Source organism: Burkholderia sp. SIMBA_062 (assembly GCF_046534765.1).
Classification (GTDB): domain Bacteria; phylum Pseudomonadota; class Gammaproteobacteria; order Burkholderiales; family Burkholderiaceae; genus Burkholderia; species Burkholderia ambifaria.
Genome location: NZ_JAWRYD010000012.1, coordinates 25,018 through 38,183 on the forward strand (window position 1 = coordinate 25,018; position 13,166 = coordinate 38,183).

At 61.9% G+C, this 13,166-nt stretch carries 13 protein-coding genes; 5 read left to right on the forward strand and 8 right to left on the reverse strand.

All coding sequences use genetic code 11. The annotated features are described in order from the left end of the window. The first annotated feature begins 123 nt into the window (after positions 1 to 123). Positions 124 to 714 carry a DUF4410 domain-containing protein gene (locus SB786_RS15120; RefSeq protein WP_410728124.1) on the forward strand — a complete coding sequence of 197 codons (591 nt, stop codon included), beginning with the start codon at positions 124 to 126 and terminating at the stop codon, positions 712 to 714. A gap of 288 nt (positions 715 to 1,002) precedes the next feature. Then, complete coding sequence (locus SB786_RS15125) at positions 1,003 to 1,812, forward strand: TlpA family protein disulfide reductase (protein WP_410728125.1); 810 nt, start codon at positions 1,003 to 1,005, stop codon at positions 1,810 to 1,812. A 299-nt stretch (positions 1,813 to 2,111) separates the two neighbouring features. Here SB786_RS15125 and SB786_RS15130 read toward each other — a convergent pair whose 3' ends face one another. The 8 genes from SB786_RS15130 to SB786_RS15165 all read right to left on the reverse strand — a co-directional run bounded on the left by SB786_RS15130 (position 2,112) and on the right by SB786_RS15165 (position 8,977). Beyond that, the gene (locus SB786_RS15130; protein ID WP_410728126.1) at positions 2,112 to 2,849 is read right to left on the reverse strand and encodes a hypothetical protein; all 738 of its coding nucleotides are present in this window, start codon (positions 2,847 to 2,849) and stop codon (positions 2,112 to 2,114) included. Positions 2,850 to 3,036: 187 nt separating this feature from the next. Beyond that, on the reverse strand, positions 3,037 to 3,588 hold the full coding sequence (locus tag SB786_RS15135) for a hypothetical protein (protein ID WP_410728127.1): 552 nt from the start codon (positions 3,586 to 3,588) through the stop codon (positions 3,037 to 3,039). 9 nt (positions 3,589 to 3,597) lie between these two features. Further along, positions 3,598 to 4,569 carry a hypothetical protein gene (locus SB786_RS15140; RefSeq protein WP_410728128.1) on the reverse strand — a complete coding sequence of 324 codons (972 nt, stop codon included), beginning with the start codon at positions 4,567 to 4,569 and terminating at the stop codon, positions 3,598 to 3,600. Positions 4,570 to 4,577: 8 nt separating this feature from the next. Further along, positions 4,578 to 4,736, reverse strand: a complete 159-nt coding sequence (locus tag SB786_RS15145; protein ID WP_410728129.1) for a hypothetical protein — start codon at positions 4,734 to 4,736, stop codon at positions 4,578 to 4,580. Between the two features lie 173 nt (positions 4,737 to 4,909). Next, the gene (locus tag SB786_RS15150) at positions 4,910 to 5,383 is read right to left on the reverse strand and encodes a hypothetical protein (RefSeq protein WP_410728130.1); all 474 of its coding nucleotides are present in this window, start codon (positions 5,381 to 5,383) and stop codon (positions 4,910 to 4,912) included. Continuing rightward, on the reverse strand, positions 5,383 to 6,069 hold the full coding sequence (locus tag SB786_RS15155; protein ID WP_410728131.1) for a pilus assembly protein: 687 nt from the start codon (positions 6,067 to 6,069) through the stop codon (positions 5,383 to 5,385). Before SB786_RS15155 ends, SB786_RS15150 begins: the two co-directional genes overlap by 1 nt. Positions 6,070 to 6,102: 33 nt before the next feature. Continuing rightward, positions 6,103 to 8,358: a TcfC E-set like domain-containing protein gene (locus SB786_RS15160; protein ID WP_410728132.1), complete on the reverse strand. Its 2,256-nt coding sequence runs from the start codon at positions 8,356 to 8,358 to the stop codon at positions 6,103 to 6,105. A 91-nt stretch (positions 8,359 to 8,449) separates the two neighbouring features. Further along, positions 8,450 to 8,977 (reverse strand): CS1 type fimbrial major subunit, encoded by a 528-nt coding sequence (locus tag SB786_RS15165; RefSeq protein WP_410728133.1) that lies wholly within the window; start codon positions 8,975 to 8,977, stop codon positions 8,450 to 8,452. 1,036 nt (positions 8,978 to 10,013) lie between these two features. Between SB786_RS15165 and SB786_RS15170 the strand changes: the two genes are divergently transcribed. The 3 genes from SB786_RS15170 (at position 10,014) to SB786_RS15180 (ending at position 13,141) form a co-directional block, all read left to right on the forward strand. Beyond that, a complete protein-coding gene (locus tag SB786_RS15170; RefSeq protein WP_410728134.1) occupies positions 10,014 to 11,408 on the forward strand; it encodes an undecaprenyl-phosphate glucose phosphotransferase in 1,395 nt (464 codons plus the stop codon). Positions 11,409 to 11,603: 195 nt separating this feature from the next. Beyond that, complete coding sequence (locus SB786_RS15175) at positions 11,604 to 12,656, forward strand: polysaccharide biosynthesis/export family protein (protein WP_410728290.1); 1,053 nt, start codon at positions 11,604 to 11,606, stop codon at positions 12,654 to 12,656. A gap of 47 nt (positions 12,657 to 12,703) precedes the next feature. Further along, entirely contained in the window at positions 12,704 to 13,141 is a 438-nt protein-coding gene (locus SB786_RS15180) for a low molecular weight protein-tyrosine-phosphatase (protein ID WP_410728135.1), read from the forward strand. Positions 13,142 to 13,166 lie beyond the last annotated feature (25 nt).

Consider the following 13,166-nt stretch of genomic DNA (forward strand, 5'->3'; position numbering starts at 1 on the left):
ACAAATGCCGAACCGATTCTCGATCTTTCCCGTCAATTCGATGAATTGAATCGAATCACCCCATGTTAGATTCAGTTCCGGCTACCAAGCCTGTTCAAATAACCCCAATCAAAAGACCAAATCATGAAATCTCTTTTCCGTCATGCCGCTCTGGCATTGGTGACCATCGGCTTCCTGTCGGGCTGCGCAAGCAGTGTGACACGCGATACGAGCAATTCGGCGGGGGCGCCCGTGACCGCATCGACGACCCACTTCGGCACGAAACCCGTAATCGTGAAGGTCACGCTCGACGATACCGCGCGGGAAGAGTTGAAAGACAACCTGAAGTTCGACGCGAAGAAACTGCAGGAGAAAATCGAAAGCGCACTGGGCGCACGCAAACTGCTCGCCAACGCAGATTCCACCGATGCGATGCACCTGAATGTCGAAGTCACCGGCATTCGCGTGCGGTCGAGCTTTTCCGCGGTCATGTTCGGATTCATGGCGGGCAACGATCATGTCAACGGCACCGTGACGCTCGTCGATGCCGACAATCATCCGGTCGACCGCTTCAAGGTGTCGGCGTCGTACGCGCTCGGCGGCATCGCCGGCATCGACAGCATGCGCATGGACTGGCTGTACGAGAAATTCACCGAGCAGACGCTCGCAACCCTCGATCCGGCAACGGCTGCGAAGCAGGCTGACACGGCACCGGACACGTCGAAGAAGCTGTAAGGCCCGACGCCCGGCGGATCGCGCAATCACGGGCCGCCGGGCGGCAGTCGCCGTGCGCATCGTCCGGCGACGCTGCCGGTTCGTCGCCCGACGCACTTCACCGGGCATCACGAAAGAAATCGCCGCCCGGTGAGGAGTGCCCGTTCGAGGAATCCGGATCGTCGGAGGTGACACGCGCCGTCACGGCCGCCGCGGGAACGCCGCGCACGATGTCGGGTCGAAACGCGACATGCCATTCGACCGTGCCGTTTTCACCGGTCGCCCCTCCATCCTCATCGTGTCGCTTCCATGCTGAGCATCGGTCCCTTCTCGATCCGCGTCGTCGCGGTAGCCGCCGCCGCGCTGATCGCATGGCTCGTCGCCCGTTTCATGCAGCGCCGCCCGCCGGCCGGCCAGCACAAGAGCGCGGCGAGCCTGATCCTCGACACGCTGCTGCTTGGCCTGATCGCCGCGCGCGTCGGTTACGTCGGTCAATGGTGGTCGGAATATTTAGCCGCCCCGCGCGCGATCGTCGCGCTCGGCGACGGCGGCTTTGACTGGCGCATCGGCGTCGCCGCTGCGCTCGTGTTCGCCGGCTGGCGACTGCGCCGCCTGCCCGCGCTGCGTCGCCCGGTGCTGGCCGGCATGCTGGCGGGGCTCGCCGCATGGGGCATCGCGCAAGGCACGCTCGCGACGTTGCAGCGCGGTGCGCCGCCGCTTGCCATGATGCGGCTCGAAGCGCTCGACGCAACGCCCGTCGCACCACAGCGCTTTGCCGGCAAACCCGTCGTCGTCAATCTGTGGGCCACCTGGTGCCCGCCGTGCCAACGCGAAATGCCGATCCTTGCGCAGGCGCAGCAGGATCATCCGGACATCACGGTTCTGATGGTCAACCAGGGCGAAGACGCGCAGACCGTGCGCGCGTTCCTCGAACGAAAGGGGTTGCGGTTCGATCACGTGCTGCTCGATCGCACGCTGCAGACGATGAAGGCCTACGGTTCGCGCGGGCTGCCGACGACGCTGTTCTTCGACGCGAACGGCAATCTGGCCGAATCGCACATGGGCGAAATCACCGCCGCGCGGCTGAAGGACACCGTGAACGCGCACTTGCACCCCTGACGGCCGCGCTTGGCGCATCAGTTCGAACGCTATCCGCACGACGCGAATGACAGTTCGACACGAGTTGCCGCAGGCGGGTCGGGTCGCCGATATAGCCATCGGCCAACTCCGCCGACACGACGCACTCGAGCGCCCGTCCCTTTGCATCGGCGAGCGGACGGAAATCGCCGCGATGTCGGGTTGTGCGACGCAAGCAATGCGCGTCGCGGGCAGTTCCTTCCGGACTGGGTCAGTTCAGCGAACGGAGGAACCTGCGATATCACCCGGGGCCGTTGAAGCGCGAAGAGCCGGGAGGAAGCTCAGTTCGAGGAAGTTGACGGGAGGCTTTGCGGCAGCCCGTCGACCCGGGATGCTTCCGCGTCCGGCACGGCGGCATCACCGCGACACGCCGGATACCCCGGAATCTCGACGACACGACCATGCAGCGGTCGCGGCACACCCGGGTAGACATTGAAGCGAGGCACCGCCTGCCCGTCGACCGTCGCATCCTTCACCGCATAGCGAATGTTTCCGGTCGCGGTCAGGCGCGCGCCATGCGCATCGCACGTAACGGACAATGCCTCGCGCGGGCTCTCGGGCAACTGGCGCACGAGCGCACTGAACGCGAAGTTGACGACAATATTGCCGATCGCGTTCTGCTGCTCCTTGCCCAACACCTTGATTTCGGGCTTGACGTCCAGCCGATACACCGTTTCGTTCTGGACCGGCTGCAGCGCTTTCAATACGATCTTCTTGGATTGCCCTGGCGCAAGACTCAGCTTGAACGGATACGCGTACAGCGACGGCTTGGCCGCGGTTCCGACGGATTCGAGCTTCTCGTCGTCCAGCGGCACGCCCGGATTGAGCAGCCGGGACAGCGAAATGGTCACGTACTCGGGCCGGTCGCCATTGTTGACGATCTCCACGCTCGACGTATTCGAGTCGACCGTGATTTCCTTCGGAAGCACGTCGATCGTGGCAAACGCGGGGCTCGAGATGAACCCGGCGATCACTGCCGCAATCGACGCAATCGAAAAAGAGAATGTGTGCAGTTTCATGTTCGCGTCTCGGTGAACCGGCATCGTGCCGAAACATTCGTCAGAGCTCGTCTTGCGCCGGTAGCCGCTCGCTCGTGCACCATGCTCGAAAAAGCGAAGTCGACGACGGTTGGGAAGAAAATGCACCGCCCGCGTCGTGGCGAGCGATCACGAACCTGATCGGCTCCGGCACACGCGACGGCCGCCGCTATTGCTGCTCCGTCACGACCGGCTCGAAGACCAGCGACAGCGTGCCGGTATAGGTTCCGGCCGTACTCTTGAAATCGCCCTCCGGGGGATACGCGGAAACGTCAAGCGTATAGTAACCTTCCGAATCGATGTCTTCCGACGGCGATGCCGGATTCACAAATTCGATCGCTTGCCCGACGGTGAACTGCTTCGGGGCAGCGTTTTCGGCGCCCATGCTGACGGCCGGCCTCCGGAATGCGAGCGTCGGGTTCGCCTGATTCCGGATGTCCAGCGGCTGATCCATGCGGACCTGAAACGTGCCCGTCGTCGATACGACGCGCAGTCGCGCCCGCACCTCGTAAGCGGTATTCCACCCGCCTAACTGCTGCATCGCGAGGCCTTGCCCGAACCAGCCGCCCTTGTCGTCGGTGATGATCAGATTGTTTGGGCGAACCACCTTGGCCGTGACCCTGCTTTGGGTCTTGCCCGTGATCGCCAGAATTTGCGCCGACGCAAATGTCGGCAGCAAAGCCAGAACCGCCAGCGATCCGTTCAGGATGATTTTTTTCATTCCACGCTCCTACGTTTTCGTCACGACCGTGAACGACAACACGTCGCTGTAATCGCCACCGTCCGTGGATTTGTCCACCGAGGCCTTGAACGTCGGCACGAAGCACGTGCGATAGTTATTGTTCAACCTTATTTCACTATTGCCGATATTCGGTAACGGGAAAATCGCGCTGCCGCTGTCCAGCGTCACGCTGTACGGAACTGTCTGCGAAGGCTTGCTGATGTTCTTCAGCAGATAGCGGTTGCCCGACATTCCGTTCGCATTCGTCGCGTTGATGACGAAATTGCGGTAACTCTCGAACCCCATGTACGTGAAGCAGAGCTGCTGCGACGCACCGGCAAGCGTTTTCTCGTTTTCGCCCCGCCTCAGGTCCCCGAGATTCCAATCCGGTGCGGCCATGTTGACGACCATCGCGGGCGGCGGGGGGACCGGCTTTGACGGATCCAGCACCGTGCATGCCCCACTGTTGCTCGCCATGTTGATATAGGCCGCGCCCGTGACCTCGCCGACATCGTTACCGTCCGTGTAGTTCCCGGCACGAATGGCAATCCCGGGCCAGTCCTTTACCTGATCATTGGTGATCAATACCTCGACGTTGGCTGTGAACGGATCCGTTTTTTTCCACTCCGGGTTGTATCCGTAGTACATCATATAACCATCGCCCTTATAGACTGTCATGTGAAAATCGCCATTTATCTTTACATAGCGGGCTGCCGCGCTACTGGGCCGCATATTTCCGGAAGCATCGTATGTATACAGCAGTATCCCTCGCGACCAGAATTTCTGCCCTCCAAGATTGCCCGCAGCCTCTCTGTATCTTATTGTGACACTCAACGTGCTGGTTCCATTGCCGTTGTTTCTCCACGTGCAATTGCTATAGCCATCAGCAACCTTGGCGGTCACGAGTATGATGGCGGATGCTTTAAAGGAAAGTAAAGCGAGACACGCGGCTAATGCGCAATTTCTCCATATCTTCATCATTTCTTCTCCTACGATTTCGTCACGATCTTGAACAACGGCACGCCGCCATAGCCATCGGCGACCTTGTCAGGAAAGAGCGCCCGAGAGGATGCAGCAAAGGAAAGTGCGGCAACCCGCATAGCCAATGAACAACTCCGCCATTGCCTGATAATTTCGATTCTGCTCATCGATTTAATCGCTTCACTTTGCATTCAATCCATTTCACCATCTCGCCCGAAGGCCCCATTCGCCCGTCACGGCGGGGCCGGCAACATACCCGCCCCCTTCGTCGGCCTAACGTATTGCTAACGCCTGCGAGCAGCGCCGAAACCACGAACCGATGTCGCCTTCGTGTGGACATTCAGTGCTTCAAGACCGCGCGCTGGTAGATCACCACGCCATACCCGACATTGACGAACAACGGAGCCGGCGCGCCGTCGCTCGACGACGCATCGACAAGAATCCGCTCGTTCGGCCGGAACGTGATCCGCCACACGTTCGTTTGCGACGGCACGGCAAGCACCTTCAATCCGACTCTGTATTTCTGCCCTGGCGCCAGCGCTAACCGGCCCGGCGTGACCAGCAGAGTTGGCTTCTCCACTTCCGCGACCGGCACCAGATGCTCCGGCTTATCGCCCGGATTGGTCAGCAGCTGCTGTTCGATATCCAGATAGAGCGGCGTATCGCCGGCGTTTTCGACGTAAAGCTCGCCTGCCGGCCGGTCCGGCTCCAGGGTTAGCTCCGCGCGCGACAACTTCAGGACGCCGGCGGCCATGCTGCCGGTGCACGCCAGCGCCGCCAACATCCCCAGTGCAATCCGCGACGCGCGAGTCATCACGGACACTCCAGCGTCTGCGGTTTGTCGTCGACGTTCAGCGACATCCGCTTCGTCGGAAAGTGCTGCGGCGTGCCCGGAAAGACGGCAATGGTTTGCGCGGACGGCGCCTGGTCGTATTTCACATCGGTGAAGACCACCCGCACATTGCCCGTGTTTTCGAGCGTGAGGCCGCCGCCTTCGCAGCGATGCGTCCAGCCGCTACGTTGCTTGCCGGGCGGCGGCATATGTCGGACCAGCACGCCATACCCGACCGCTACCGACATCGGCGCGGTGATCTTGTCCTGCGGCGCCTCTTCAACCTGCAGCGATCTGACCGGCACGATGTAGAGCCGATACAGTTCTTCACTGGCCGGCTCCGCGAGTGACTTGAGCACGATCGAGCGCGTCTGGTTCGGCCCGAGCGTCAGCTTGTCGGGGCTCGCGAGTACACCGGGATGCTGCAGGTTGCCGATATCCTCTTTCACTTCGGGCGTTTTGCCCGGATTCATCACCCTCTGCGTCGAAATCGCGAGGTACAGCGGTGCATCGCCCATGTTCTTCACGGTGACGTGCTGGTCGTGAGCGTTGAATACCTTGGTGGTGGCCGGCATTACCATCAGCTCGCCATCGGCCATCGCCGGTTGGGACGCCGCAATCAGCAGGCCGCATAGAATCGGAAGCGTGGTTCGCAAATTGTGGATCATGTGGTCAATTCCTGGAAATGGTTGAATGCATCGTCATTGGCAACGGAAGTCATTTCCATTGGTGTCTTTCAGGCTGCACGTGTAGCGATGCCCGTTCTGATCGAGCGTGATCTGCGACAGCATCTGTTTGCTGACGATCGAGAACAGGCCGTTCGGATGCACCGTGTCGCCGGTCTCGAGCACCTTCCCGCTCACCGGCTTGCCGTTCGCATCCTTCAGGAAACCGCTGTACACCATGTTGATATCGACCTTCGCCGTGGCCGCATAAACCTGGCCGGGGTGAGCCCGGACGACGTTTGCCGGCACTTCGACGTTCATGTCGATCTTTTCGCTGTTGCTCATCACGCGCGCGAACGGCACGTCGGCGTATGCGTCGAGCGGCACCGCATACGTGCTGTTGCCGCCAACCGGGCTGCCTTCGACGTTAAAGCCGTATTTCATGCCCGGAATCTTCGGCGTCTTCAACAGCATCGCGCTACCGCTCGAGCTGTAGCGCCCGAATGCCACGCCGTTCTTGCTGGCCGCGAACATGCCGCGGTAGTTGAAGTCCGCGTTGCTGCCCGCGCTGCTTTGGCCGAGGTTTAGCGACGCGTCGCCGCGCGTGCCGGAGCGCGTACCGTAGACGTTCACGCCGTAGTCGGTGCCGATCCGGTTCGCCGTCAGGCCGACGGTTGTCGTGCCGAAACTGTCCTGGAAATCCTTGCGAACGTCGCCGCTGAGCTGGGTCTGGCCGCCGGAATGCGCGGCGCTGAAGCTGGCCTGTGCCTTGTCCAGCATCATGGTCATGTTGAAATACACGCCATAGCCGCTGCTGCCCTGATAGCCGCCCTTCTGGACGCCCAGCGCGAACGTTCCCCACAGACCGTTCGGCCTATAGTTCCAGCGCGCCTCGGCCTGCTGCGTCTCGCTGAGTTTCGAGCGCTGATAGTTGTAGCCGAACGTCACGCCGCGGAAGATGCGGCTGTAGGACACGCCCGTGCTCGGCTGCCCGAAGTAGAAGCGCGACACCTCCGTATTCTGATAGCGGCTGACCATCAGGCTGCCGAGCGCCTCGCTCGCCACCGACAGGTTGACGTAGCCGCCCGTGCTGCGCTCTCCGCTCAACAGGCCCAGCGTTGGCGTGATGTCGACCCCGGCCACCTGCGTCGGCCGGGTGACATTGACTTCGCCGGCCCACTTGCCGCCCCTGCCGGCAAGCATCGACCCGTTCAGATAAAACTGCTTGAAGTTCCGGCTCATCGCGGCTTCGAGCAGATAGCCGCCGGTGTACATCTCCTTGCCGGCCGTCACGTGCCATGCGTTGCCGCTGCTCGCGCCGAAATTGAGGTTGTTGACCTCGCGGGTTTCCCGGTTGACCACATTACCGTTGCGATCGACGAGCCGGACCTCGACCGGGTAGTAGCCGCCCGGCAAATCGGCAAAGCTGATTTCGTTGCGCCCGAGCACGGCGGGCCGCTTCAGGATCAGCCGGCCATTCCGGTAAAACTCGTAATTGCCTTCGGCTGCCGAATAGAGAACCAGCGAGCCGGTGTTGGTGTCGACCCGCAGATGGGTCTGACTCCCGAAGGTCACGAACTGGTCGAAACTCGGCGTCAGCAGCGTGCTGACCGTTCCGGCCGCGTAGTCGATGTTGTTCTGCTTGCCTGCCCGAACGTACGTTTTGGAAAAGTTCTTCTGCAGGTAATACGACGACAGCCCTTGCTGGTTACCGCTGAAATTGCGCGTTTCGGTACGGTTCGCGTACCAGTTCATGTAGCCGAAGCTCTGGAACGGAAGCCCGACGTACGTGTTGCCGTTCACGTTGGCGGCACGGTAGCCGTCGGACGCCGCCCGAAAATCGATCGACTGGTTGTTGACGAGCCCGAAATCCGTTTCCGGCGCGATATAGTCCTCGCGCGAATCACGGATCGAGATCGATCGCTTCAGTTTGTCGACCGTGACGTAGTACCCGTCGATCTCGACGTCGCACCCCTTGCTGCAGCGCTTGTAGTCGAGCTTCGAGATGACGCGCCGGATGGTGTCGACGTCGTCGGGCAAGATGCCGTTTGCCGCATACTTCTCCGCATCGAACTTGAGCGCTGTGTCGGTTGACGAATAACTGATGAACCCCGGCAGCGTGCGCCCATTGAAGGTCCCAACATAGTTCGCGCTATCATCCAGTTGAACCGCGCTGAACCCCTCAGGCACCCCATACGTGACTTTTAGTTGTGCATATGAGTACGACGAAACAAAAAGGAATGCACCCAGCCACAGCTTGTTGAATCGAAAAGGAGCTTGATAGGCGATCACGCTGTTTTTTTCTATGGAGGATTGGGACAAACGGCCATGGGAACTCGGCGGGGAGAGAGCCCCGGTCGAATCGGGGCTCTGTGTGGGGCGATTACGGAGCCGCTGATGCGACCGGCTCGAACACCATCACGAGATCGCCGCTATAGCTGCCGTTGGTGCTGTTCGAACCGATCATGTCCGGCGAGTCGACGTCGATCTTCAGGTTGTGGATTTCGTCAAAGCCGCCGTTGCCCGCCACCACTTGCGTGATCTTCTGGACCGAGCCGAACTGGACTGCAGCGTCGCCGCCGTTGCTCGAGAACGTCACTTGCGGGTTCTTCATCTCGTACTTGCCGCTCGACATCTTCAGCGGTTGTGCGAGCGACACGTTGAAGTCGGGGTTCTTCGACCAAACGCGGACCGGCAGCGTCTTGGTGAACTTCTTCTGCGTGTAGTCGGTGGCGTTCAGTTCTTCCGTGCCGTACCAGGTCGAGCCGTCCGGCTTCGACACGAAGATGGCGTCGTTGATCTGCGCCGTCAGCGTGATCTTCTTCGAAACGGGCTCAGCCTGCGCCGTTTGCGCCATTCCGAACAGTGCAGCGCTCATACCCAGTGCCAGAGCGATCTTGTTGAGTTTCATCGAATGATCTCTATTTAAAGAATTGGTTTTAGAACGAATTTCGATTAATTAACCAATCGGAACTCGATGCGTGGAAGAATGAATTCCACCGCCGCCATTCTATGGATAGAGCCTCCGTCGATAAATCGGACGATTTCTAAGTTTGACGACAAATCACGTATGACAAGTACTAAAATCGAAATTCACGGCTTTTAAATAGACGATTGTCAAACCGATTTGACGTTATCCTTAACGAGATAGCTTCCGCTCGGATCGTATGAATCCCGCGCACCTGGTCACGGACTTTCCGTCGAACGACGAGAAGCTGCCAGCGGCAGCGAATGGAAGGGGCGGAGAAGCGGCTCGTGGTGCCGGGCGTGAAGTTCCCGGGAGGCGGGCTGCGACGCGCCGCGCCGCGCCGCGCCGCGCCGCGCGACCGCATTAAAGCTCAACGCGTTGATTGCATCGCGCGGCTTGAGCGAGGCCGGCTGCGGCACTCGCCGCCGAGATGGCGCGGCCGATAGTCATCCCGGCGCAGCGCGAGAGAATCCGGAACGTTTCTCTGGATCTGCCGATGCACACGCTGGTGCGGCTGGGCCAGCACGTGGAAATCGTGGTGCTGCCTGCTGGGCAGTCGCATTCGGCAGATATCACGGTGTCGGTCTGGCGACCTCCACGTCCGCCTCACGGCAATCCGCATCACTCTCGTTCAGTACTTCGTGTCGGATGAAACGCTTGCATTAAAAGCGCAGACGACACCGATCTTTATCGGCCGGGTCTTACAACAATCCCGCTCTACCCTCGCCCCTACCCCCGACGTTTCGTTGTTTGACCGCGTAGGTATGCGCAACGAAATAGTACTTGTCCTATCTATTTGCTTCGGTGGACGACACGTTGTCTGATGGTTCCGAGAGCCCCCCCCCAATAAACTCGGCTTCTTCCTTGCCAACTGTCATTTTTAATTATCGATGTCAGATCTGGTTCGCCCCGATACGCCAGCGATCAGTCCACGCCGCAACACCGGATTGACGGTGCATCAAGCTGAATGGACACAGGTATGAAACGCAAGCAGGAAAAAGGTAGCGCAACAAGAGCCATATGCGCCGTCGATGTCATCCTTATCATCGTCATCGCGGGAATCACGCACTGGGATTCGATGTGGAATCTCGCCGCGCTCCGAACCGAATGGATCCTGATCGGCGCCAGCGCGCTGCTCGCGGCGTTCATGTTGCGGCTCGCCGGCATCGGCCTCGACGGCCGGACGCGTCCGGCCACGCGCTACGCGCTGCGCACACTCGCTCTTTGGTTTGTCGTTCAGGGCTTCGTTCTACTGATGACGATCGCGCTGATGCCCGTCACGATGACGTTGCTGGCCTGGCTTTTCTGCTGGACGCTCGGCGTCGCGATCGCGCTCGCCGTGTTCCGGGTGGGGCTGAGCGTCGCACGCCACCGCTGCCTTCATGTGCCGTGCAGGCCGTCCCGCGTCGCGATCGTCGGCGGCGGCGAATGGCTCGAACGCCTCGTCGACTCGATCGACACGGCGGGCGCGTCGCGCTACCGGTTCGTCGGCGCGTATCGCACCACCGAGCACGCGGCCACGTTCGGCGAAGGCGCTTTCGTCGCCACCGATCTTGCGTCGTTCGCCGCCCTTGCGCGCACCGAACGCGTGGACGAGATCTGGATCGCGCTGCCGCTCGACGACGACGCCACGATCACCCGCGTGATCGACGAATTCCGCCACGATTTCGTCGAACTGCGCCTGATGCCGGACGTCAGCAAGCATGCGCTGTTCGGCAGCCGTGTCGAGGACATCCTCGGCGAACCGGCGATTTCGCTGGCCGCATCGCCGCTGTCGCGCGGTGCACGGTTCGCGAAGGCGATCTTCGACCGTGCGTTCGCGGCCGTCGTGCTGGTCGGGTTGATGCCGCTGCTGCTCGTCGTCGCCGTGGCCATCAAGCTGACGTCGCCGGGGCCCGTGCTGTTCACGCAGAAGCGGCGCGGCGCGGATGGCCAGACCTTCGACATCTACAAGTTCCGCACGATGCGCGTGCATGTCGAACCAGCCGGCACGGTCGCGCAAGCCACGCGCAACGACCCGCGCGTGACGAAGATCGGCGCGTTCCTGCGGCGCACGAGCCTCGACGAGTTTCCGCAGTTCGTCAACGTGCTGTTCGGCGACATGTCGGTGGTCGGCCCGCGCCCGCATGCGGTGGAGCACGACGCGCAGTACCGCACGCTCGTCGACGGCTACATCCACCGATACCGGATCAAGCCCGGCATTACCGGCTGGGCGCAAGTCAACGGGCTGCGCGGCGCGACCGAACAACTCGAAAGCATGCGGTCCCGCGTCGAGTACGACCTCTACTACCTGCGCAACTGGTCGTTCGCGCTGGATCTGCGAATCATCGGTGCGACGGTGTGGCGCGGCTTCGGCCATCAGAACGCGTACTGAGCACCGCATGCACATCGTCCATCCGCTTCACACGTCCGAATAGGCTCAACCTTGAAGTTACCTCTCTTCCGATCCTTCGGCGGTCGCCGCCATCGCACGTCCGCGATCGCTCCGTCGCCCGCAAGTGGCGCCGTGCGCGCCTGCGTCGGCGTGCTGTGCTGCGCGGTGTTGTCGGGCTGTGCGTTCGCGCCGGGGATGAAGATGCCTGCCACGACCGGCCTGCCGGGTTCGAACGGCAACGCGACGGCATCTGCCGCGACGCCGCCGGTGCCGATCGCCGAAATCGACGCGACGCTGATCCGCCAGTTGAAGGCCGACGCGCGCGCGGCCGACGCGAACCAGGCCGATGCACTGCTCGGCCGCCCCGCCGCCTATACGCTCGGCGCGGGCGACGTGCTGCAGGTGACCGTCTGGGACCACCCGGAGCTGACCATCGCGCAGGGGCCGGGGCAGCAGACGAATGTGCGGCCGTCCGATCCACCGCAAGGGTTCGTGATCGACGATGCGGGCAACGTGCAGGTGCCCTATGCCGGCAACGTGCCGGTCGCGGGCCTGACCGTCGACGGCGCCCGCCGGGCGATCTCCGCCGCGCTCGCGCGCTACTTCGTCGCGCCGAAGGTCACGGTGCGCGTCGCATCGTTCCGCGCGAAGCACGTTCATGTCGACGGCGAGGTGCGCACGCCCGGCACCGTACCGGTCAACGACGTGCCGATGACGCTGTACGAAGCGGTCGGCCGCGCGGGCGGCTTCATGCCGGCGGCCGATCAAAGCCGGCTCGTGCTGGTGCGCGACGGCGTCTCGTATCCGCTCGACCTGCCGGGCATGCTGGCGCGCGGCACGAATCCCGCCGGCGTGCTGCTGCGCGACGGCGATCTGTTGCGCGTGCTGCCGCGCGAGGAGAACGGCGTCTACGTGATGGGCGAAGTGACCCGGCCGGTTACCGCGCTGCCGTTGCGCACGGGCCGGCTGACGCTGAGCGACGCGCTGTCGCAGGCAGGCAGCTTCAACAGCGCGACCGCCGACGCCGCGCAGCTCTATGTGATCCGCGGTGCGTCGGGCGATGCGCCGCGCGTGTTCCACCTCGACGCACGCTCGCCCGTCGCGATGGTGCTCGCCAATCAGTTCGACCTTCAGCCGAAGGATGTCGTCTACGTGGACAGCAACAGCCTTGTCCGGTTCAGCCGCGTGCTGAATCTGTTGTTGCCGGCGATCAATGCCGGGCTGACGGGCGCGATCGTCACGAAATGACCGAAAGCCATCGATACGGCCATCACAACAGAAAAGCCGGAGGAAAAATGATTCGATCCATTCTCGTCGTCTGCACCGGAAACATCTGCCGCAGCCCTATCGGCGAGGGGCTGCTGCGGGCGCGACTGCCGGGTATCGAGGTGGTCTCCGCCGGCACGTCGGCACTCGTCGGGGCACCGGCGCACCCGCTCGCGTCATCCGTCTCGGCCGAAGCCGGGATCGACATTTCCGCGCATCGCGCGCAGCAGCTCACCGCGGCACTGGTTCGTCGTGCGGACATCGTGTTGACGATGGAAGCCGGCCAGCAGCGCGAGATCGTCGAGCGCCATTCATTTTCGCTGGGGCGCGTGTTTCAACTCGACGGGAGGAACGGCATGGATGTGCCGGATCCGTACCTGAAGCCGATCGACGCGTTCCGGCATGTCTATTCCCTGATCGACCGAGGCGTGAACGCGTGGGTGCCGAAGATCCAGGCACTGAGGTGAGCATCAAATGATGAACGTAATTTCC